General features: G+C 75.5%; 13 protein-coding genes and 3 pseudogenes. 11 read left to right on the top strand and 5 right to left on the bottom strand.

The genetic code is table 11. From position 1 onward, the window contains the following. Positions 1-20: 20 nt before the first annotated feature. Positions 21-1091 carry a LacI family DNA-binding transcriptional regulator gene (locus JD77_RS03140; protein WP_145772954.1) on the bottom strand — a complete coding sequence of 357 codons (1071 nt, stop codon included), beginning with the start codon at positions 1089-1091 and terminating at the stop codon, positions 21-23. 98 nt (positions 1092-1189) lie between these two features. On the opposite strand from JD77_RS03140, the gene JD77_RS03135 reads away from it, so the two are divergent. Further along, the gene (locus JD77_RS03135) at positions 1190-1387 is read left to right on the top strand and encodes a hypothetical protein (protein ID WP_145772953.1); all 198 of its coding nucleotides are present in this window, start codon (positions 1190-1192) and stop codon (positions 1385-1387) included. 63 nt (positions 1388-1450) lie between these two features. On the opposite strand, the gene JD77_RS35385 is transcribed toward JD77_RS03135, so the two are convergent. Next, positions 1451-1876, bottom strand: coding sequence for a site-specific integrase (locus tag JD77_RS35385; protein ID WP_145777398.1), 426 nt, complete (start codon positions 1874-1876; stop codon positions 1451-1453). 465 nt (positions 1877-2341) lie between these two features. Here JD77_RS35385 and JD77_RS03125 point away from each other — a divergent pair, with 465 nt between their 5' ends. The 9 genes and pseudogenes from JD77_RS03125 to JD77_RS03090 all read left to right on the top strand — a co-directional run bounded on the left by JD77_RS03125 (position 2342) and on the right by JD77_RS03090 (position 12997). Next, on the top strand, positions 2342-2791 hold the full coding sequence (locus JD77_RS03125) for an SAV_6107 family HEPN domain-containing protein (RefSeq protein WP_145772952.1): 450 nt from the start codon (positions 2342-2344) through the stop codon (positions 2789-2791). Positions 2792-2933: 142 nt separating this feature from the next. Beyond that, positions 2934-3701, top strand: coding sequence for a hypothetical protein (locus JD77_RS03120; RefSeq protein ID WP_145772951.1), 768 nt, complete (start codon positions 2934-2936; stop codon positions 3699-3701). Further along, positions 3698-5347 (top strand): DNA polymerase Y family protein, encoded by a 1650-nt coding sequence (locus tag JD77_RS03115; RefSeq protein WP_145772950.1) that lies wholly within the window; start codon positions 3698-3700, stop codon positions 5345-5347. Before JD77_RS03120 ends, JD77_RS03115 begins: the two co-directional genes overlap by 4 nt. A gap of 102 nt (positions 5348-5449) precedes the next feature. Then, positions 5450-8838 (top strand): annotated as a pseudogene (locus JD77_RS03110) (error-prone DNA polymerase). 90 nt (positions 8839-8928) lie between these two features. Then, positions 8929-9099: a hypothetical protein gene (locus tag JD77_RS31825; protein WP_170286366.1), complete on the top strand. Its 171-nt coding sequence runs from the start codon at positions 8929-8931 to the stop codon at positions 9097-9099. A gap of 59 nt (positions 9100-9158) precedes the next feature. Then, a pseudogene (locus JD77_RS03105) lies at positions 9159-9925 on the top strand (methyltransferase domain-containing protein). Continuing rightward, a pseudogene (locus JD77_RS03100) lies at positions 9922-11180 on the top strand (alkaline phosphatase family protein). The pseudogenes JD77_RS03105 and JD77_RS03100 overlap by 4 nt, the downstream one beginning before the upstream one ends. A gap of 49 nt (positions 11181-11229) precedes the next feature. Next, a complete protein-coding gene (locus tag JD77_RS03095; protein WP_145772948.1) occupies positions 11230-12489 on the top strand; it encodes a DNA polymerase IV in 1260 nt (419 codons plus the stop codon). 115 nt (positions 12490-12604) lie between these two features. Further along, positions 12605-12997: a DUF3040 domain-containing protein gene (locus JD77_RS03090; protein WP_145772947.1), complete on the top strand. Its 393-nt coding sequence runs from the start codon at positions 12605-12607 to the stop codon at positions 12995-12997. A gap of 278 nt (positions 12998-13275) precedes the next feature. Here JD77_RS03090 and JD77_RS03085 read toward each other — a convergent pair whose 3' ends face one another. The 3 genes from JD77_RS03085 to JD77_RS03075 all read right to left on the bottom strand — a co-directional run bounded on the left by JD77_RS03085 (position 13276) and on the right by JD77_RS03075 (position 18258). After that, positions 13276-15747 carry a transglutaminase TgpA family protein gene (locus JD77_RS03085; protein ID WP_145772946.1) on the bottom strand — a complete coding sequence of 824 codons (2472 nt, stop codon included), beginning with the start codon at positions 15745-15747 and terminating at the stop codon, positions 13276-13278. 160 nt (positions 15748-15907) lie between these two features. Further along, positions 15908-17206: a DUF58 domain-containing protein gene (locus tag JD77_RS03080; RefSeq protein ID WP_145772945.1), complete on the bottom strand. Its 1299-nt coding sequence runs from the start codon at positions 17204-17206 to the stop codon at positions 15908-15910. A 2-nt stretch (positions 17207-17208) separates the two neighbouring features. After that, positions 17209-18258 (bottom strand): AAA family ATPase, encoded by a 1050-nt coding sequence (locus JD77_RS03075; RefSeq protein ID WP_145772944.1) that lies wholly within the window; start codon positions 18256-18258, stop codon positions 17209-17211. Between the two features lie 559 nt (positions 18259-18817). Between JD77_RS03075 and leuS the strand changes: the two genes are divergently transcribed. After that, entirely contained in the window at positions 18818-21655 is a 2838-nt protein-coding gene (gene leuS, locus JD77_RS03070) for a leucine--tRNA ligase (protein WP_145772943.1), read from the top strand. Positions 21656-21883: the final 228 nt, after the last annotated feature.

Below are 21883 nucleotides of genomic sequence, written 5' to 3'. Positions count from 1 at the left end.
TGTTTCTCGCTATGTGAATTTCAGAGTGGCGCGCTCGACCCCCGTACGATCAGATCTGCGGTAAGCGTGACAATGGCGCGCTCCTGTGGCGCCATGAGGTATTCGGCGGCCAGCCGGCCCTTGTCCCGGTGCGGTTGCCGCATCGTGGTGAGGCCGGGTGTGGCCCAGGCCGCAGGCGGCGCGTCGTCGAACCCGACGATCGAGAGATCGCCGGGCACGGCCAGGCCGAGCGCCGCAGCGGCCCGCAGGGCCCCGAGGGCGAGTTCGTCGCTGCCGGCTAACAGGGCGGTCGGTGGGCCCGAGTTGTCGAGCAGATCGGCTGCCGCGCGGTAACCCGACTCCCGCCCGTACGGAGAACACTCGGCCACGGGCACACCGGCCCAGTCGATGCCGCCGGCCTCCAGGGCAGTCCGGTATCCCGCCAACCTTTCTCGCATGACGTGGTGCTGTGCCGCCGCCTGCCGGTCGATGTTGGCCAGCCCACCGCGGCCGTCCGGACGCAACGGTGAGGCCAGCACGGCGATACGCCGATGGCCGAGCTCGATCAGATGACGCGCCGCCTCGGCGGCGGCGGCGCGGTCGTTGATGCCTACGTAGCCGGCGTCCGGCCGGGGCAGGCCGTCCACGACGACGACGGGCATCCCGCGTCCGACCGCAGTATCGACACGGGTATCCCCGTCGATGTCGCAGTGGCATACGAACCCGTCAACCAGCGCCTGCCGCACCAGTCCGACCCCGCTGCCCTGCGGGATGAGGAGGAGACCCACACCGGCCTGCTCGCAAACCTCGCCGATGCCCGTGGAGAACAGCACCTCCGCGGGGTCGGTGAGGGCGAACGTCAGCGGGTCGTCGAAGATCAGCCCGATCGCCCCGGCCCGGCGGCGGCTGAACGTAGCAGCGATCGGGTCGGGACCGTGGTAGCCGAGCCGCCCAGCCTCGGCCATGATCCGCTCACGCAACTGCGCACTGAGCTGATCCGGTCGGTTGTAGGCGTTCGACACCGTCGACTTCGACACATTGAGGGCGGCGGCGACGTCGGCCAGCGTAGGACCTCCGCCCGATCGCCCTCCACCCCTGTGCCCGCGCTTCACGCCATCCACCTCGATGATGCTCCCACACTGAACCAGTTCAGACTAAACTAGTTCAGAGCGAGAGCTCAAACGCGCGGCCCGGCTTCAAGGAGGAACCGATGGACCCGTTCGGCATTCGCGCCCTCGAACAGACACGCCGGCACGTACTCAGTGCCCGCCCTGACGCCCCCGTCGTGCCGGAACACCGGCCGGACGGCCCGCCGCTGGCCGACCTCCGCGTGTCGGTCGCCGCGCTCCTGCGCTACCTCGCCGATCGCGTGGAGCCGGAACGAGACATCGAGACTCGCCCCCTTTGAGGATTGCGGCATCGTGCGGGCGCTCGCCGATCATCGGTGTCCTACGGGAGCGCCCGGAAGCCGTCACCGCGTCGGTGTGATCGCCAGGCCATTCCCGGCGACGGCGGCCCCACCCGCCGGGCACAGCGGGTCGGAGGGCCACCCGCCTGGCGCCGTCGCCATTCCGGCCAGCGCCCTGGTGGCGGCGCGGATCGTGCGTGGTCCCGCGCCTTGTGGGTTCGCACGTTCGGGCCGGAGGTGGCAGGGCAGCCTTGCCCCCGCCGGGTCGTCAGCCGGTGAGGTAGCCGGCGAGGCTGTAAGCCGGGGGACCGGTCGAGCCGGGCACCGCCGTGGTCGTAGCGGCGGGTGGGTACGGACGGCGTGACCGAGCTGGTCCTGGATGTCCTCCAAGCGGGCCCCGGCGTCGCGGGAGAGGGTCGCGCAGGTATGCCGCAGGACGTGCGGCGACACCGTGACCGAGATCCCCGCCTTTAGTGCCGCCGCCGTCAGGGGCGTCGAGCAGGGCGTTCGTTACGCGCCGGTGCGGCCGTGGCACGTCGTACGCAGGCGTTGCATTTTCGTCGGGGGAAGGGTGTACTGTCGGGGTGGTTAGAACGAGTGTTCGATTGCCTCGAACGTTCGTTCCAACGAGCCCGGGTCGGTGTTTCGCGGCTCCGGTCCGGGTGGTGCGGCTCCGCGGGCCGCACGTGGGTGCCGGGCAGTCGCGAGCCCGCGCCCGTCAGGCAGGAGCGTCGCCCGCCGCCCAACGACCCCCGGGCGGCGGGCGACGAACCCGCCGGTACGCCGGCCGGGTGTGGTGTGGGGAAGCGTCCACACCCGGCCGGCCCCACCCGGTGCGTCTTCCTCCGCACCACCCGACCGGCCTGCGCCGGCGACACCCAGGGCCCGGCCCCGCCGGCCGAGCCCGTGACCGGTCGCCGCGCCCGGCCCCGGCCACGTGGAGGAGACAGCCCCATGCCGACCAACCCGGCCCAGGCACCGACGGTGCCGGCGCACGTGCTGCCGCACCGCACCCCGGCCCAGCTCCTCACGGTGGCCCGTCGCGGGCTGGCCGAGGCCGCCCAGACCCGCCCCGACGGCCTGCGCTACGCCGCCGCCCACCTGGCCGCGCTCCGCGCCGCCGCGGCCCTGCTCGCCGCCCGCGCCCGCCCCGCGCCGACCCGGCGCAACCGGGTCACCAGCGTCTGGGTCCTGCTCCGCGCCGTGGCCCCCGAATTCGACGAGTGGGCGGTGTTCTTCGCCGCCGCCGCCGGCAAGCGCGCCGCCGCCGAGGCCGGCATCCCCCGGGTGGTCACCGCCCGCGAGGCCGACGACCTGCTCCGGGCCGCCGAACAGTTCGTGACGGTGGTGGAGACCGCCCTCGGGCTGGCCCACCAGCCGGCGCTCGACGGCCGCGCCGCCTGAGCCGTCCGGCGCGACGAGGCGGGCCGCGCCGGCCGCCCGGCGCCGCGACCCGTCCCGCGCGCACCGCACGCACACGCACTGCGCCGCACACACGCGCCGCACGATCCCAGCACGACACGAGGCACGACGGGGGGTAGGTCCGATGGCGGGCCGCATGGTGGTCGGTTCCGCCGCGCTGGCCGGTCTGGTGCGCCCGGCCAGCGCGCCGGACCCGGCCGGCGGTCACCGGTTGCTCCCCGTCGCTCCCGAGCTGACCGGCCTGCTGCCCAACCGGGGGCTGCGCCGGGGCAGCACGATCGCCGTCGCCGCCGGCCAGCCCCGGCGCAGCGGTGGCACCTCGCTGGTGCTGGCGCTGCTCGCCGAGGCGTCCCGGGCCGGCTCGTGGTGCGCCGTGGTGGGGGTGCCGACCTTCGGCGCGGGCGCGGCCGCCGAGGCCGGGATCGCCCTGGACCGGCTGGCCCTGGTACCGCAGCCCGGGCCGGACTGGCCCACCGTCGTCGCCGCGCTGATCGACGGGGTGGACGTGGTGGTCGCCGCCGTGCCGGCCACCGTCTCCGCCTCGGTCGCCAATCGGCTGGCCGCCCGCGCCCGGCAACGCGGGAGCGTGCTCGTCCCGTACGGCCGCTGGGCCGGCGCGGACGTCACGTTGCAGGTGGTCAGAGGGGCCTGGGAGGGGCTGGGGCAGGGCCGGGGACGGCTGCGGCGCCGCGAGGTCACCGTCTCCGCCCGGGGCCGGGGCGCGGCAGCCCGCCCCAAGGAGATCAAGGTCTGGCTCCCCGGCGACGCGCTCACCCGGGTCGTTCCCCGCCCGTCCGCGGCCCCTGCCGCCTCGGTCACCGGCCGCGCCGCCGCGGGCCGGCTCCGACCCGTGCCCCCGGCCGGCCTGCTCGCCCTGGTCGGTTCCGCGTGACCGGCACGCCGGTACGCACGCTGCTGCTCTGGTGCCCGGACTGGCCGGTGCTCGCCGCCGAGATCATCGACGGGGTGCCGGCCACCGGCCCGGTCGCCGTGCTGCACGCCAACCGGGTGGTCGCCTGCTCCGAGCGGGCCCGCGCCGAGGGGGTCCGCCGGGGCCTGCGCAAGCGGGAGGCGCAGGGGCGCTGCCCGCAGCTGACCGTCGTCGACCACGACCCGGGGCGGGACGCCCGGGCGTTCGAGCCGGTGGTCGCCGCCGTCGAGGAACTGGCCGCCGGGGTCGAGGTGGTCCGCCCCGGTGCCTGCGCGTTGGCCGCCCGGGGGCCGAGCCGCTATTTCGGCGGGGAGGAGGCCGCCGCCGAGCGGATCATCGAGCACGTCGCCCAGACCTGCGCGGTGGAGAGCCAGGCCGGCATCGCCGACGGGGTCTTCGCCGCCGGCCTGGCCGCCCGCTCGGGTCGGGTGGTGGCCCCCGGCGACACACCCGCGTTCCTGGCGGCCCTGCCGGTGGAGGCGCTGGGCCGCCCGGCCCTGGCCGACCTGCTGCGCCGGCTCGGCGTACGCACCCTCGGGGACTTCGCCGCGCTGCCGGCCGGGGACGTGCTGGCCCGGTTCGGCTTCGACGGGGCGCTCGCCCACCGGCTCGCCGCCGGCCGGGACCACCGGGCGCTGGCCGTCCGCCGGCCCCCGGCCGACCTGACGGTGACCGCCGACCACGACGAGCCGATCGACCGGGTCGACGCCGCGGCGTTCGCCGCCCGTGCGCTGGCCGAACGGCTGCACGAGCGGCTGGCCGCGCACGGGCTGGCCTGCACCCGGCTCGGCATCGAGGCGGTCACCGCGCACGGCCAGGAGCTGCACCGGGTCTGGCGGCACGACGGCCTGCTCACCGCCGCGGCCATCGCCGACCGGGTGCGCTGGCAGTTGGACGGCTGGCTCTCCGGCGGCACCAGCCGGTCCGGCGCCCGCCCGGCCCGCCCGACGTCCGGCATCATCCGGCTGCGGCTCGTACCCGACGGGGTGCTCGCCCGGGCCGGCCTGCAACCCGGCCTGTGGGGGGAGACGGGCGAGGAGCGGGAGCGGGCGCACCGGGCGCTGAGCCGGGTCCAGGGGATCCTCGGCCCCGAGGCGGTGGTCACCGCGGTGCTCGGCGGCGGGCGATCCCCGGGCGACCAGGTGCGGCTGGTGCCGTGGGGCGACGAGCGGCTGCCGGCGCGCCCCGGCGGGCCATCCCTGCCGGCGCGCCCCGGCGAGCCACCTCTGCCGGCCGGCCCGGCGGGCGGGCTGGCGCGGTCGGGCCGGGCGGCGCCGACGCCGCCGTGGCCGGGGCGGCTGCCACCGCCCGCGCCGGCCGTGGTGCTGCCCACCCCGCTTCTCGCCACCGTGCACGACGCCGCCGGCGAGCCGGTCGTGGTCAGCGCGCGGCTCCAGGTGAGCGCCCCGCCCGTCCGGCTGGCCGTCGGTACGGCCCGACCTGTGGAGATCGTCGGCTGGGCCGGCCCGTGGCCGGTCGACGAGCGCTGGTGGGCGCCGGCCGAGGCGCGCCGCCGGGCGCGGTTCCAGGTCTGCCTCGCCGACGGCGCCGCCCTGCTGCTGGCGGTCGAGGCCGGCCAGTGGCTGGTGGAGGCGATCTATGACTGAGCACGGACCCTGCGATCTTGGTACGTTTCGGCCCTCGAAGGGGTCGAAACGTACCAAGATCGCCAGGAATGCGGGACCGGGCGGCCCAGGGACCAGGTTCCGGTGAGCTTCCACAACCCGAATATGCCCTGGTCGGAGCTGGAGCGGGTGCTCTCCGAGTGGCCCGGCGACGGCGGCGGGCGGCCCGGTGGCGGGCGGGGCACCGGAGCGAGCGGCACCTGCACGTGGTGGACCCGCTCGCGGTCGACGCCGACGGCGGCGACTCCCCGGCGTGGAGCCGCAAGCGGCAGCAGTACGAGCCGCCCGAGCTACCCCGTCCGGACGACCCGGTGCCCTACGCGGAGCTGCACGCGCACTCCAACTTCAGCTTCCTCGACGGGGCGAGCCACCCCGAGGAGCTGGCCGAGGAGGCCGCCCGCCTGGGGCTCACCGCGCTCGCCGTCACCGACCACGACGGCTTCTACGGCGTGGTGCGCTTCGCCGAGGCGGCCCGCACGCTGCACCTGCCGACGGTCTTCGGCGCGGAGCTCTCCCTCGGGCTGCCCGGGCCGCAGAACGGCGAGCCGGACCCGCACGGGTCGCACCTGCTGGTGCTCGCCCACGGCCACGAGGGGTACGCCCGGCTGGCCGCCACCATCGCCCGCGCCCAGCTGCGCGGCGGCGAGAAGGGCCGCCCGGACTACGGCGAGCTGGAGGAGGTCGCGGAGGAGCTGCGCGACCACGTGCTGGTCCTCACCGGCTGCCGCAAGGGGCACGTGCCCGCCGCGCTGCTCACCGAGGGGGTGGACGCGGCGGCCCGGGAGCTGGACCGGCTGACCGACCTGTTCGGCGCCGAGACCGTGGCGGTGGAGCTGACCGACCACGGGCACCCGGTCGACGCCGACCGCAACGACGCCCTCGCCGAGCTGGCCGCCGCCGCCGGGCTGCCCACGGTGGCCACCAACAACGTGCACTACGCCACCCCGGGGCGGCGCCGGCTGGCCACCACCCTGGCCGCGGTCCGGGCCCGGCGCAGCCTCGACGAGATCGACGGCTGGCTGCCCGCCGCGGCCACCGCCCACCTGCGCGGCGGCGCGGAGATGGCCGCCCGGTTCGCCGCGTACCCGGGGGCGGTGGCGCGGGCCGCCGAGTTCGGCGCGGAGCTGGCGTTCGACCTGCAACTGGTGGCGCCGAAGCTGCCGGCGTACCCGGTGCCGCCGGGGCACACCGAGATGAGCTGGCTGCGCGAGCTCACCATGGACGGCGCGCGGGAGCGGTACGGGCCGCCCGAGGCGCACCCGGAGGCGTACGCGCAGCTCGACCACGAGCTGCGGATGATCGAGGAGCTGGGATTCCCCGGCTACTTCCTGGTGGTGTACGACATCGTCGCGTTCTGCCGGCAGCGGGACATCTACTGCCAGGGGCGGGGCTCGGCGGCGAACTCGGCGGTCTGCTACGCGCTGCGGATCACCAACGTGGACGCCGTCCGGCACCGGCTGCTGTTCGAGCGCTTCCTCGCCCCCGAGCGCGACGGCCCGCCGGACATCGACGTCGACATCGAGTCCGACCGCCGGGAGGAGGTCATCCAGCACGTCTACGCCCGGTACGGCCGGGAGCACACCGCCCAGGTCGCCAACGTCATCTCGTACCGGCCCCGGTCGGCGGTGCGGGACGTGGCCCGGGCGTTCGGCTTCTCGCCGGGGCAGCAGGACGCCTGGAGCAAGCAGATCGACCGCTGGGGCGCGGTCGCGGCCGTGGACGTCGAGGGCATCCCCGAGCAGGTGGTGGCGTACGCCGACGAGTTGCAGACCTTCCCCCGGCACCTGGGCATCCACTCCGGCGGCATGGTGATCTGCGACCGCCCGGTGATCGAGGTCTGCCCGGTGGAGTGGGGGCGGATGCCGGGGCGCAGCGTGCTCCAGTGGGACAAGGACGACTGCGCCGCCGTCGGCCTGGTCAAGTTCGACCTGCTCGGCCTCGGCATGCTCTCCGCCCTGCACTACGGCTACGACATGATCGGCATGAGCCTGGACCTGGGCGACATGGGCCTGGACGACCCCGAGGTCTACGACATGCTCTGCCGGGCCGACTCGGTCGGGGTGTTCCAGGTGGAGAGCCGCGCCCAGATGGCCACCCTGCCCCGGCTCAGGCCCCGCGAGTTCTACGACCTGGTGGTCGAGGTGGCGCTGATCCGGCCCGGCCCGATCCAGGGCGGCTCGGTGCACCCGTACATCCGGCGCAAGAGCGGCCAGGAGCCGGTGACCTTCCCGCACCCGTTGATGCGCAACGCGCTGGAGAAGACCCTCGGGGTGCCGCTGTTCCAGGAGCAGCTGATGCAGCTCGCCATCGACCTGGCCGGCTTCGACGCGGCCGGCGCCGACCAGCTGCGCCGGGCGATGGGGTCGAAGCGGTCGGCGGAGCGGATGGCGCAGATCGCCGACCGGCTCTACGCCGGGATGGCCGAGCGGGGCATCACCGGCGAGCTGGCCGACGACGTCTACCGCAAGCTCTCCGCGTTCGCCAGCTACGGCTTCCCGGAGAGCCACGCGATGAGCTTCGCGTACCTGGTGTACGCCAGCTCCTGGCTCAAGCGATACCACCCGGGCCCGTTCCTGGCAGCCCTGCTCAACGCCCAGCCGATGGGCTTCTACTCGCCGCAGACCCTGGTCGACGACGCCCGCCGGCACGGCGTCGAGGTGCGCCGGCCGGACGTCAACGCCAGCGGCGCCAGGGCGGTGCTGGAGTCGACCCCGGCCACCCGGTGGGGCAGCGAGCCGGGGGAGCCGCCGCACGCCTGGGGGCTGGGCGGTCCGGCGGTCCGGCTCGGGCTGGGCGGCGTGCGTACCCTCGGCGAGGGCGTGGCCGAGCGGATCGAGGCCGAGCGGGCGGCGCACGGGCCGTACCGGGACATGCCGGACCTGGCCCGGCGGGTCGGCCTCACCGCCGCGCAGCTGGAGGCGCTGGCCACCGCGGACGCCTTCGCCTGCTTCGGGCTCACCCGGCGGCAGGCGCTGTGGGCCGCCGGGGCGGCGGCCCAGGACCGGCCGGACCGGCTGCCCGGAACGGTGACCGGCGCGACCGCGCCGACCCTGCCCGGCATGGAGGCGGTGGACCGCCTCGTGGCCGACGTCTGGGCCACGGGCCTGTCCCCGGAGAGCCACCCGGTGCGGTTCCTCCGCGACCGGCTCGACGCCCTCGGGGCGGTGCCGATCGCCCGGCTCGGCGCGGTGGAGCCGGGTCGGCGGATCCGGGTCGGCGGGCTCGTCACCCACCGGCAGCGGCCGGGCACCGCCGGCGGGGTCACCTTCCTCAACCTGGAGGACGAGACCGGCATGCTCAACGTCACCTGCTCGCCGGGGCTGTGGCAGCGGTACCGGCGGGTGGCCCGGAGCAGCGCCGCCCTGGTGGTCCGGGGACGGCTGGAGCGGCACGAGGGGGTGGTCAACCTCGCCGCCGACCGGCTGGACGCCATCGAGCCGCCGGTCAGCCCGGCGTCCCGTGATTTCCGGTGATAATCATCACTGCTCGTCCGCGGCGCGCGCGGGAAAGATGGAGCGGGCGGGCAGAGCGGCCCGCCCTTGGCAAGGGGGAATGAACCAGTGATGGGGAACGACACGCACACCGGTGTGGCGAACGCCCGACGCACCCGGCTCCGCGCGAACTGGGTGGCGACGCACACGGAGGCCCGGGAGTATCCGGTGACCGACGGGCCGGTGGCCAACAGCCACCGGTCCCGTGCCGAGGAGGACCCCGCGGGCGGCGGCGAGTCCTGACCTCCATCGGCGGGTCCGGTTCCTTCCCGGTCACCGGACCCGCCGGACGACTGGACCGGGTGACTAGGCTCGACGGGGTGGAGCAGACCCGAGGCCGGCTCGCCGGCCCGCCGTTGACCCCCCGTACGGCCGTCATCTGGTCGGTGCTGCGAGCCGAGCTGGAGCGCCGCGCCGACGACGAGCTGACCGTGCTCGACGTCGGCGGCGGCACCGGCGGTTTCGCCGTCCCCCTCGCCCGGGCCGGCCACCGGGTCACCGTGGTCGACGCCAGCCCCGACGCGCTCGCCGCGCTGACCCGCCGGGCCGCCGAGGCCGGGGTCGCCGACCGGGTACGCGCGCTCCAGGGCGACGGGGACGCGCTCGCCGGGCTGGTCGGGCCGGCCAGCGCCGACCTCGTGCTCTGCCACTCCGTGCTGGAGGTGGTGGACGACCCGCGCCGGTGGTGGCGGCCCTGGCCGCCGCGCTGCGCCCGGGCGGCGCGGCGAGCGTTCTGGTCGCCGGGCAGGCCGCCGCCGTGCTCGGCCGGGCGATGAACGGCCACCTCGACCAGGCCGCCGCGCTGGCCGCCGACCCCGCCGGCACCGCCGGCCCCCGGGACACCCTGCGCCGGAGGTACGACGCCGGGCGCGCCGAGGCGCTGCTCACCGCCGCCGGACTCGTCGTGGAGGAGATCCACGGGGTACGCGTGCTCGCCGACCTGCTCCCCGCCGCCGTCGCGGACGGCCAGCCGGCCGCGCTGGTCGAGCTGGAGCTGGCCCTGGCCGCCCGGCCGCCGTACCGGGACCTCGCCGCCCAGCTGCACCTGTTCGCCCGCCGGCCGGCATGACCGGTCCCGTCCCGTCGTCCGGCGACCCGACCGCCCCGGGTCCGGGCTCCCGGCTGTCCTCCGCGTCCCCGGCCGGCGCTGCGTCCCGGCCGGCGCGGCCTCCTCGGGCGGGCCGTTGGCGCCGGTCGCGCCGCGCTACGGCGGTGGGAGCCTGGCCGACGTGCTGCCCAGCGCGCTGGCCGTGCTCGGGGTGCCCGGGGCCGCCGACCCGCTCGGGCTGGCCCCCGCGCTGGCCGGGGTGCGGCGGGTCGCCCTGCTGCTCGTCGACGGGCTCGGCTGGTACCAGATCCCCACCGCCGCCCCCTACGCCCCCACGCTGGCCGGGCTGGCCGCGACCGTCGGCCGCCCGCTGACCTCCGGGTTCCCGTCCACCACGCCGACCAGCCTGGTCACCCTCGGCACCGGCGTGGCGCCCGGCGCGCACGGGGTGCTGGGCTTCAAGGTGCGGGTGCCCGGCACCGACCGGGTGCTCACCCACATCGACTGGGCCGGCGACCCCGATCCGCTGCGCTGGCAGCCCGTCCCCACCCAGCTGGAGCGGGCCCGCGCCGCCGGGGTCGCGGTGACCGTGGTGAGCCGCCCCGAGTACGGCGGCAGCGGGCTGACCGTGGCCGCCAACCGGGGCGGCGCCTACCGGGGCGCCGCCGACGTCGACGCGCTGGCCGCCACGATGCTCGCCACGCTCGCCGCCGGCGACGGACCGACCCTGGTCTCCGGCTACCACCCCGATTTGGACCGGCACGGCCACCTCAGCGGCCTCGACTCCGAGCCGTGGCGCCTCGCCGCGACGGCGGTGGACGGGCTGCTCGCCCGGCTGGTCGACGGGTTGCCCCCGGACGCCGCGCTGCTGGTCACCGCCGACCACGGTCAGCTCGACGTGCCGTGGGCCGACCGCATCGACTTCGACGCCGACCCCCGGCTGCGGGCCGGGGTGCGGGTGCTCGCCGGCGAGCCCCGGGTCCGTTACCTGCACGTCGCGCCCGGCGCGGCCGGCGACGTGGTGGCCGCCTGGTCGGCGGTGCTCGGCGACGCAGCCCGGGTGCTGCACCGGGACGAGGCGGTGGCCACGGGCTGGTTCGGCCCGGTGCCCGAGGAGCACCTCCGCCGGGTCGGCGACGTGGTGGTGGTCTGCCGGGGCACGTCCGCCGTGGTCGCCACCCGGTCGGAGACGCCGATCGAGTCGCGGCTGGTCGCGTACCACGGGGCGGACACCGCCGCCGAGATGACGATTCCGCTGCTGGTCGTGCGCGGCTGACCGCGCCGGCACCCCGCCGGGTGTCGGACCGGGCGACTAACCTGCGGGAATGGGTCGCAGTCAGTCGTTGCCGCGCGGTGGCGACCCGCGCTTCGGGCCGGACGCCGACGACTCCGGCTCACCCGTGCTGCACGTCGACATGGACGCCTTCTACGCCTCGGTCGAGGTGCGCCGCCGCCCCGAGCTGCGGGGCCGGGCCGTCGTGGTCGGCGGGATCGGCCCGCGCGGCGTGGTCAGCTCCGCCAGCTACGAGGCCCGACGGTACGGCGTGCGCAGCGCCATGCCCACCGCGCGCGCCCGGGCCCTCTGCCCGCACGCCGTCTTCCTGCCGACCGACCCGGCGGAATACTCGGCCGCCTCCCGGGCGGTGATGCAGATCTTCCGGGACGTCACGCCGCTGGTCGAGCCGCTCTCGCTCGACGAGGCGTTCCTCGACGTGTCCGGTGCCCGCCGGCTGTTCGGGCCCCCGGTCGAGATCGCGCGGCGCATCCGCGCCCGGGTCGCGCGGGAGCAGGGGCTGACCTGCTCGGTCGGGGTCGCGCCGAGCAAGTTCGTGGCCAAGCTGGGGTCCACCCGGGCCAAGCCGGACGGGCTGCTCGTGGTGCCCGCCGACCGGGTCCTCGACTTCCTGCACCCGCTGCCGGTCGCCGCGCTGTGGGGGGTGGGGGAGCGGTCCGCCGAGACGCTGCGCCGCCTCGGCCTGGCGACCGTCGGCGACGTGGCCGAGGCGCCGTTCGGCATGCTCCGCAAGGCGCTCGGGGAGGCGGCCGCCACGCACCTGCACGAGCTCGCCCGGGGGCGGGACCCGCGCCGGGTCACCCCGGAGCACGTGGAGAAGTCGATCGGCGCCGAGGTGACCTTCGACGTGGACGTCGCCGACCCGCTGGAGATCCGGCGGGCCCTGCTCGCGCTCGCCGAGAAGGTGGGCGCGCGGCTGCGCCGGGCCGGCCAGGTGGGGCGGACGGTGTCGATCAAGGTGCGCACCGCCGACTTCCGCACCGTCAACCGCTCCCGCACGCTCGGCGTCCCCACCGACACGGCGCGGGAGATGTTCGACACGGCGTGGGCCCTCTACACCGTCCTGGACCCGGGCGAGCGGATCCGACTCGTCGGGGTGCGGATGGAGGGGCTCGCCCCGGCGGGGGAGACCCCGCGGCAGCTCACCCTGGACGCGCCCGAGCGCGGCTGGCGGGAGGCGGAGGCGGCCGTGGACGCCGCGGCCGCCCGATTCGGGCGGTCCGTCATAGGTCCGGCGAGTCTGCTCGGTCGTCGCGATCGGCGGCAAAATGAAAATCCGCCCCGCCCGTAGGTCGTCCCGCTTTCCGACGCGCGACCCCCCTCGTAGACTTGATGGTAAGCAGCCGGTCGGCTGCACGGTCTGTCGACCCGTCCGGGCCGACCTAGCGTGACCGGGGAGGAGTGCCGTGCCGCTCTCGGAGCACGAGCAGCGGCTGTTCGAGCAGATCGAGCGGTCGCTTGCCGAGGACCCCAAATTCGCCTCGGCCGTGCGCGCCAGCGACCCGCGTTTCCACGCGCGGCGTCGCCTGCTCGTCGCTGCCGGCGCGATGATCGTTGGGCTGGCCCTGCTGGTCTACGGTGCGGTGATCAAGACGCCACCCCTGGCGGTGGCGGGCTTCGTCGTCATGCTGGGTTCGGCGGCGTACGCGGTGCAGTCGCACCGCCGGGCGCAGTCACCCGACCTGCACGTCGTCGGCGGGACGACCAGCCGGCGCCCCCGCGGGCGGTCGGGCCGCAGGTCGTCGTTCCTGGACCGGATGGAGGAGCGGTGGCGGCAGCGCCCGGAGGGGCACCGCTGACCCCGCACCGCCGCTGATCTCCGGTCCCGTCGTCTGACGGGACCGCGCCGGCTCCGGCCCGCCCGCCGGCGGGCCGCTCGTCGTGCCCGTCCCGCCCGACGCCTCCCGTCGGCCCCCATGCCGCCGTTGCCGGCCCCGCAGCAGCCCCCGCCGCGCCGGCCGTCGCCGACATGGGGGTGTCCCCCGGCCTGGATGCCGCCGTATCGCCGACATGGGGTGCCCCCGGGCCGTGGGCGGGGCGGCCCGGGTGTCGGGCCGCCCCGCCCGTGGCGACGTGGTCAGCGGCCGGTGCGGGCGGCGAGCAGTCGGCGGGGGTTCCAGCGCAGCAGCCTGTACCGCACGTCGCTCGTCCGGGCCACCACCCGCGAGGACGTGTCGGTGACCGCCGCGCGCCAGCGCAGCAGCACCGACGGCGGCAGCACGGCGGCCAGCATCCGGGTCCGCCGGCCGGCCCGCGCGGCGAGCGCGCCGCGCACGGCGCCCAGGGCCGGGTACAGCGGCTCGCCGGTGAGCGGGTCACGGGCGTAGCGGGCCCGCTCCTCGGCCCGGCCGAGCAGCCGGACCGCCTCCACGGCGGCGGCATCCTCGGTGAGCGCGTCGGCCACGAGGCGCTCCGCGGTAGCCCTCGGCGTCTCCGTCCGGTCCACCCGGACCCGGTAGTCCACCAGCGTGTCGAGCAGTTCGTCCCAGGCGGCGTGCGCGTCGGCCCGGGCCCGGTCGGCGCCCTGCCCGACGATCACCGCCCGCCCCGGGCCGGCCCGGTCGGCGCTCGTGTCCATGCTGGCCGGTGCGGCCGCGGCCACCCGGGAGCCCCGCCGGCGCCGCAGGGCCGCCCGACGCAGGGCCGGCACGGCCAGCAGGAGCAGCAGCGCCAGCAGCAGTCCGGCGGTCCACCAGGGCCAGACCGGCGCCTGCCCGGCCGCCGTGCCGCCGCCGAGGGCCAGGCCCTGGTCGGCCTCCCGGTCGGCGACGTTCGGCCCCGCCGGGTCGGCGGACGGATCGATCCCGCCCGGCGTGGCCGGGTCGCCCGCCGAGGGGGTGGAAGGCTCAGGGGTGTCCGTGTCGGGCGCCCACTCCGACCGGGTGGAGCCCTGCACCCCGTTGGCCGGGGTGGCGTCGAAGGGCACCCAGCCCATCCCGTCGAAGTAGACCTCGGTCCAGGCGTGCAGGTTCCGGTTGGTCAGCACGTACGTGCCGTTGGTCGGGCCGCTGCCGTTGCTGAAGCCGAACGCCACCCGGGCCGGAACACCGGCGGCGCGGACCAGCCAGGCCATCGCGGCGGCGTACTGCTGGCAGAAGCCGGCCTTGTTGGTGAGGAAGTCGACGATGTCCTGGCCGCTGGTGCCGCCCTTGGTGGTGGTGCTGTAGGTGAAGCCGTTGTCCGCGGAGAAGTAGTCGTAGATGGCCCGCACCCTGTCGTAGTCGGTGCGCTTGCCCCTGACGAGGCCGGCGACCAGGGCGTCCACCTCGGACACCCGCGGGGTGCCGGTCTGCTGGAGGCGTACGGGGTGATCCGCCGGCAGCGACCGGGCGGCCTGGAGCGCCTCGGGGCTGTACGTCGACCGGACGTAGTCGAACGAGTAGCGCATGCTCTGCGAGCTCTCCCGGTTGGAGAACAGCACCTGCTGGTTCGGGTCGTAGAGCCAGTTGCCGTCGAGGTCCTCCGTGCGCACCGGCTCGGAGTACACCGGCAGCAGCCGCATGGTGAGGTTCCGCGTGACCTCCACGGTGGCCCGGTACTGCCGCTGCTCGACGCCCGGCCGGGCATCCGCCACCTCGGGCAGACCCCCGCGGGTCACGGGCCGGCCGGTCGGGGTACGCACGCGGAAACCGTCCTGGCGCAGCTCGTCGGCAACACCGAAGCGCAGGTAGAACGGGGAGGGCTCGGTCGTGGTCACCTTCACGAAGTTCTTGACCTCGGACTGGGTGAGCTCGCCGCTCAGCGCGGCGAACAGGTCGATGCGTCCCGAGTTGCCGCCCTGGCCGGGGCGTCCGTTGCCGTTGCCCGCCCCGCCGCCGAGCGCGTCGAGCATGCCGCCGGTCATGCCGGGCACGGCCAACGGCAGGGCCACCGCCAGCGCCACCCCGACCACGGCCAGGCGGCGGCCCGCCGCGGCCAGCGGGGACGACTCCCACACGTCGACGTCCCGCCCGTCGCCGGTGAACCGGCGGCCGAACCGGCGCACCCGGTCGACGTTGTCGGTGACCAGCAGCCAGAGGTAGCCGGCGGCGCCGACCACGAACGGCACGGCGGGGACGCTGTCGACGTAGACCGCGACCGGCACCGAGTAGATGGCCAGCATCGGCAGCCCGGCCAGCGCCGGGCGGCGCAGCCCGACGGCGAGGACGTCGACCACGATCGCCACCCCGGCGACGCCGAGCACGGCGACGAACAGCAGCGGGTCGGTGTCGTCCACCTTGACGGTCTGCGTGCGCATGTCCTGCACGGACGCGCTGAGCAGCCCGCCGAAGTGGGTGAACGTGCCCGGGCTGGGCAGGAACGGCACGAGCTCGGTGCCGCCCGGGAACAGCCAGGTGAGCGCGAGCAGCAGCCCGCCGACCATGCCCAGCGCCTGCCCCCACAGCGGTGCGCGGACCAGCCGGGTCAGCGCGGCCACCCCGGCCACCACCGCGACCGCGATGGCGGCCTGCACCAGCCACGTCCAGCGCTGGAAGATGGCCGACAGCGGGGCCGACGCCAGCAGGGTCGCGGCTGCGGCCACGAACCCGAGGTTGCGCGTCGCGGTCACGGGATCACCCTTCCGGTCACGTCACGCCACCCGCGACGGTTCGTCTCACGCCACCCGCGACGGCTCACTCCACGCCACCCGCGACGGCTCACTCCACGCCGCCCGCGACGGCTCACTTCACGCCGCCCGCGACGGCTCATTTCACGCCGCCCGCGACGGTTCATTTCACGCCGCCCGCGACGGTCTCGGCGAGCGCCGCCCGCAGGGCGAACCCCTGCGAACCCCGGCCGGCCTGCGGCCACAGCGCCGGCAGCCGGGCGCCGTGCTCCACGCCGATCACCCGCCAGCCGTTCTGCAACAGCGCGAGCGCGGCGGCGCCGTGCGCGTGGTCGGCCTCGGCCCGGGCTCGCTCCGGGAGGTTCAGCCAGGTGGAGCTGTCCAGCAGGAAGCCGACGCAGGTCGCGCCGTTGCCCCGCAGCCCGGCCAGCAGCTCCGCCTCGGCGGTGCCCAGGGAGCCGAACAGGCCGATGATCAGGCCGCCGTCGGCGCGCTGCCGGACCCGCTGGACGAGCGTGGTGATCTCGCCGCGCGGGTCCAGCCGCACCTCGGCGAGGTGGTCGAGCAGCAGCCCTTCCCCGCCGCCCTCGGTCGCGTCGACGTCCGCGCCGTTGCCGGTGACCAGGCGCAGCTTGTACCCGGACTGGCGCAGGTGCACGGCGATGCTCGCCGCCGCGGAGACCGTCCACTCGAAGCTGGCGGTCGGGCCGTCGCCGCGGTGACCGTACGCGCGGGTGTCCAGCACGACGGTGGCCCGGCTCTCCCAGGGCTGTTCCTCGCGGCGGACCATCAGCTCGCCGGTGCGGGCGGTGGACTTCCAGTGCACCCGGCGCAGGTCGTCGCCCATCCGATACTCCCGGGTCGCCGCGTCGTCCTCGCCGTGCACCGCCACCGAGCGGGCCCGGCTGTCGCCGCTGCCCGCGTACTCGCCGGGGAGCCGGACCGGGGGGAGCGGGGTGACCTGCGGGATGACCGTGAGGTGGTCGGTGCTGGGGAAAGCCCGGGTCAGCTCGCAGAGCCCGAACGGGTCGGTCAGCCGGACCACCAGCGGCCCGACGTCGTACCGGCCGCGCACGTCCGCGCGGACCGTGTACGCGACCGAGCTGGCCTGGTGCGCGCCGAGCCGCTCCAGCACCACCCGGGGCCGGCTGCCCAGCGCGTACGGCAGCCGGTCCTCCAGCAGGAGGGTGCCGGTGGGCAGCCGGGACAGGTTCTGCAACCGCAGCACCACCCGGGAGTTGGCCCCGACCGGCACCCGGTGCGGCTCCAGCGACCGGCTGCAGGCCAGCTTGTAGCGGCTGCGCCCGACGTAGGCGGCGGCGAGCAGCGGCAGGACGGCGAGCAGCACGGCCACCCGGAGCAGGTCCTTCTCGCCGAGGATGGCGGCGGACACGGCCGCGGCCACCGCCGCGGCCAGGAACGAGCGGCCACGGGTGGTGAGCCCCCGGAGCCCGTCGCGCACGGTCACCGCCTCCGCGGCTCGTACGGAGCGCGGCCGTTGCCGTCGGACCGGGTGTCGTACGGGGAGCGCTTGCGGTCGTGCGGCAGCGGCAGCCGGTGGACCAGCTCGGAGACGATCGCGTCGGTGGTGCGCCGGGCGAGCTGGGCGTCGGCGGTCGGGATGATGCGGTGGGCGAGCACCGGCACCGCGAGCACCTGGAGGTCGTCGGGCAGGACGTAGTCGCGCCCCTCCAGGGCGGCGACGGCCCGGGCGGTGCGCAGCAGCTGCAGGGTCGCCCGCGGGGACGCGCCCAGCCGCAGGTCGGCGGCCTCGCGGGTGGCGGTGACCAGGTCGACGGCGTACTGCTTGACCGCGTCGGCGACGTGCACCTGGCGGACCGTGGCGATCAGCCGGCGGACCGTGTCGGCGTCGGAGACCGGGCGCAGCTCCTGCAGCGGGTCGGCCGCGCCGTGCCCGTCCAGCATCGCCAGCTCGGCCCCGGGGTCCGGGTAGCCCATGGCGATCCGGGCGGTGAACCGGTCGCGCTGCGCCTCCGGCAGGGGGTACGTCCCCTCCATCTCGATCGGGTTCTGGGTGGCGATCACCATGAACGGCGTCTGGAGCTGGTAGGTGACCCCGTCGACGGTGACCTGCCGCTCCTCCATGCACTCCAGCAGGGCGGACTGGGTCTTCGGCGACGCCCGGTTGATCTCGTCGCCGACCACCAGGTTGGCGAAGACCGCGCCGGGCCGGAACTCGAAGTCGTGCGTCTCCTGGTTGTAGACGCTGACGCCGGTGACGTCGCTGGGCAGCAGGTCGGGGGTGAACTGGATGCGGCGCACGGAGCAGTCGATGGAGCGGGCGAGGGCCTTGGCCAGCTTGGTCTTGCCGACCCCCGGGACGTCCTCGATGAGCAGGTGACCCTCGGCGAGCAGGACGGCGAGGGCGAGGCGCACGGTCGCGGTCTTACCCTCGATGACCTGCTCGATGTTGGCCACGATGGCCTCGCTGGCGGCGCGGAACTCGTCGTGCGGCAGCAGACCGCCCACCTCGTCCCAGGTCTGTTGTGTCACGGGCCTCCTCCTCGTCGCCGGAACGGCAGCTCTGTTCAGAGCACCTGGCCCCGCCCTTTGGTTCGCGACGGGAGACTCGTCTGCCGCAGATTTCTCACTGGCCTCTCAGGCTAACTATGTTTACCGTCACCGCCGACCCGCGCAGGCAGTCGGTCGGTTACGCCCGGAATATCTGTCTGACGGGGGAGCCACGCGGGGGGCGGGAGTCCCACCTGGCGGTGCGGCCGGGGTGCCGTCCGGACGAACGGGGTACACTGCCCGTCATGGCTGGAGTCTTCCTGCTTCTTACCGGGCCGTGCTGATGCGCTGACGCGCGACGGCACGGCGGCCCCTCCTGCGCGAGGGGCTTTTTTGTGCCCTCCGCCGGGCGGCGGCACCGCGCCCCGCGACAGGCGGCGGGCACCGCGTCCGCCACGCCGGCGGCGGCATCCGACCGCCGCCGGGCGGCGACGCGGCGAGCGGATCCACTCCCCATACCCGACATGACCGCGCCGAGCGAGGTCAGCACCCAGCCCGGCCGGGGCATGGCCGGCGGCGACGAGCGAAGCGAGGAGACGCCATGAGTGAGGCAGCAGCGGCGGGCGACATCCCCCCGTTCCGGTACACCGCGGCCCTGGCCGACGAGATCGAGAACCGCTGGCAGGACTACTGGGAGCGGGAGGACACCTTCCACGCTCCGAACCCGGCCGGCCCGCTGGCCGACGCGGGTCACCCGCGCGCGGGCGCGGAGAAGCTGTACGTGCTGGACATGTTCCCGTACCCGTCCGGGGCGGGCCTGCACGTCGGGCACCCGCTGGGCTACATCGGCACCGACTGCTTCGCCCGCTACCAGCGGATGGCGGGGCGTAACGTGCTGCACGCGATGGGCTTCGACGCGTTCGGCCTGCCCGCCGAGCAGTACGCGGTGCAGACCGGCACCCACCCGCGCACCACCACCGTGGCGAACATCGAGCGGTACAAAGCGCAGCTGCGCCGGCTGGGGCTGGCCCACGACGAGCGCCGCTCGGTGGCCACCATCGACACCGGCTTCTACCGCTGGACCCAGTGGATCTTCCTGCAGATCTTCAACTCCTGGTACGACCGGGAGGCCAGGAAGGCCCGGCCGATCGCCGAGCTGATCGCCGAGTTCGAGGGCGGCAACCGCCCCACCCCCGACGGCCGCCCCTGGGCGGAGCTGTCCGTGGCCGAGCGGCGCGCGATCGTCGACGACCACCGGCTGGCGTACGTCTCGCAGGCGCCGGTCAACTGGTGCCCCGGCCTGGGCACCGTGCTGGCCAACGAGGAGGTCACCGCCGACGGCCGCTCCGACCGGGGCAACTTCCCGGTGTTCAAGCGGAACCTGAAGCAGTGGATGATGCGGATCACCGCGTACGGTGACCGGCTGCTGGAGGACCTGGACACCCTGGACTGGCCCGAGCCGATCAAGCTGATGCAGCGCAACTGGATCGGCCGCTCGCAGGGCGCGCACATCGAGTTCCCCACCGACGCCGAGCCGATCCGGGTGTTCACGACCCGGCCGGACACGGTCTTCGGCGCCACCTACATGGTGCTGGCGCCCGAGCACGAGCTGGTCGACGCGCTGGTGCCGGCCGCCTGGCCCGAGGGCACGAGGGACGCCTGGACGGGCGGGCACGCCAGCCCGCGCGCGGCCGTCGAGGCGTACCGGAAGGCGGCCGCGGCCAAGACGGACGTGGAGCGGCAGGCGGAGACCCGGGAGAAGACCGGCGTCTTCGTCGGCGCGTACGCGACCAACCCGGTCACCGGCGGGCGCATCCCGATCTTCATCGCCGACTACGTGCTGGCTGGCTACGGCACCGGCGCGATCATGGCGGTGCCGGCGCAGGACGAGCGGGACTGGGACTTCGCCGAGGTCTTCGACCTGCCGATCGTGCGGACCGTGCAGCCCAGCGAGGGCTTCGAGGGCAAGGCGTACACCGGGGACGGCCCGGCGATCAACAGCGCCGCGCCGGAGCGGGGCGTGGACCTGAACGGCCTGGGGGTGGCCGACGCCAAGGCCCGGATCATCGAGTGGCTGGAGGCCAACGGGCACGGCGCCGGCGCGGTGACGTACCGGCTGCGGGACTGGCTGTTCAGCCGGCAGCGCTACTGGGGCGAGCCGTTCCCCATCGTGTACGACGAGACCGGCGCGGCCATCGCGCTGCCCGAGGAGATGCTGCCGGTCGAGCTGCCCGAGGTGGACGACTTCTCACCGCGCACGTTCGACCCGGACGACGCCGACACCGACCCGGAGACCCCGCTGTCGCGCCGGCGCGACTGGGTCGAGGTGGAGCTGGACCTGGGTGACGGCCCGAAGCGGTACACCCGGGAGACCAACGTGATGCCGCAGTGGGCCGGCTCCTGCTGGTACGAGCTGCGCTACCTGGACCCGACCAACGCCGACCGGTTCGTCGACGCCGAGAACGAGCGGTACTGGATGGGCCCGCGCGGCGACGGCGACTGCGGGGGCACCGACCTGTACGTCGGCGGCGCCGAGCACGCCGTGCTGCACCTGCTGTACGCCCGGTTCTGGCACAAGGTGCTGTACGACCTGGGCCACGTCTCGTCGTTCGAGCCGTTCCGCAAGCTGTTCAACCAGGGCATGATCCAGGCGTACGCGTACACCGACGCCCGGGGCTCCTACGTGCAGGCCGAGGAGGTCGTCGAGCAGAACGGCCGCTGGTTCCTGGGCGAGGAGGAGGTGCGCCGCGAGTACGGCAAGATGGGCAAGTCGCTGAAGAACGTGGTCACCCCCGACGACATGTGCGCCGCGTACGGCGCCGACACCTTCCGGGTGTACGAGATGTCGATGGGCCCGCTGGAGGTGTCCCGCCCGTGGGAGACCCGGGCGGTCGTCGGGTCGTACCGGTTCCTGCAGCGGGTCTGGCGGGCGGTCGTCGACGAGCAGACCGGCGAGCTGCGGGTCACCGACGACCCGGCCGACGAGGCGACCCGGCGGCTGCTGCACCGGGTGATCGACGGGGTCCGCTCCGACATGGAGGGGATGCGGTTCAACACCGCCATCGCCAAGCTGATCGAGCTGACCAACGCGCTGACCCGGCTGCCGGCCACGCCGCGCGAGGTGGCCGAGCCGCTGGTGCTGATGGTGGCCCCGTTCGCCCCCCACATCGCCGAGGAGCTGTGGCGGCGGCTGGGCCACGACGCCTCGCTGGCGTACGCGGACTTCCCGGCGGCCGACCCGGCGCTGCTGGTCGCGGAGACGGTGACGTACCCGGTGCAGGTCAACGGCAAGGTCCGCGGCCGGATCGAGGTCCCCGCGGACGCGTCCGAGGACGCGGTGCGCGCGGCGGCCCTGGAGGCGGTCGCGGCCAGCCTGGCGGGCAAGGAGCCCCGCAAGGTCATCGTCGTCCAGGGACGCATGGTCTCGGTCGTCGCCTGACCCCGGCTCTCGGCGGTGCGGCACCGCCCGCACCGCCGAGCCCCCGCCCGGCCCGCACCGCCCGCCCCCCCCCGCACCCCCCCGCACCCCCCCGCACCCCCCGCACCCCCGCACCTCCCGCCCGGCCCGTGGCGACAACTTCACGGAAGTTGCGGCCATTCCGCGCCGGGAGGGGACTACTTCCCCGAAGTTGCGCGGATCTTGGGGCGCGCGGGCGCGGCGCGCGGG

Origin of the sequence: Micromonospora olivasterospora, assembly GCF_007830265.1 — a bacterium.
Taxonomy (GTDB): Bacteria; Actinomycetota; Actinomycetes; order Mycobacteriales; family Micromonosporaceae; genus Micromonospora; species Micromonospora olivasterospora.
This window is presented reverse-complemented; position numbering and strand designations above follow the sequence as displayed.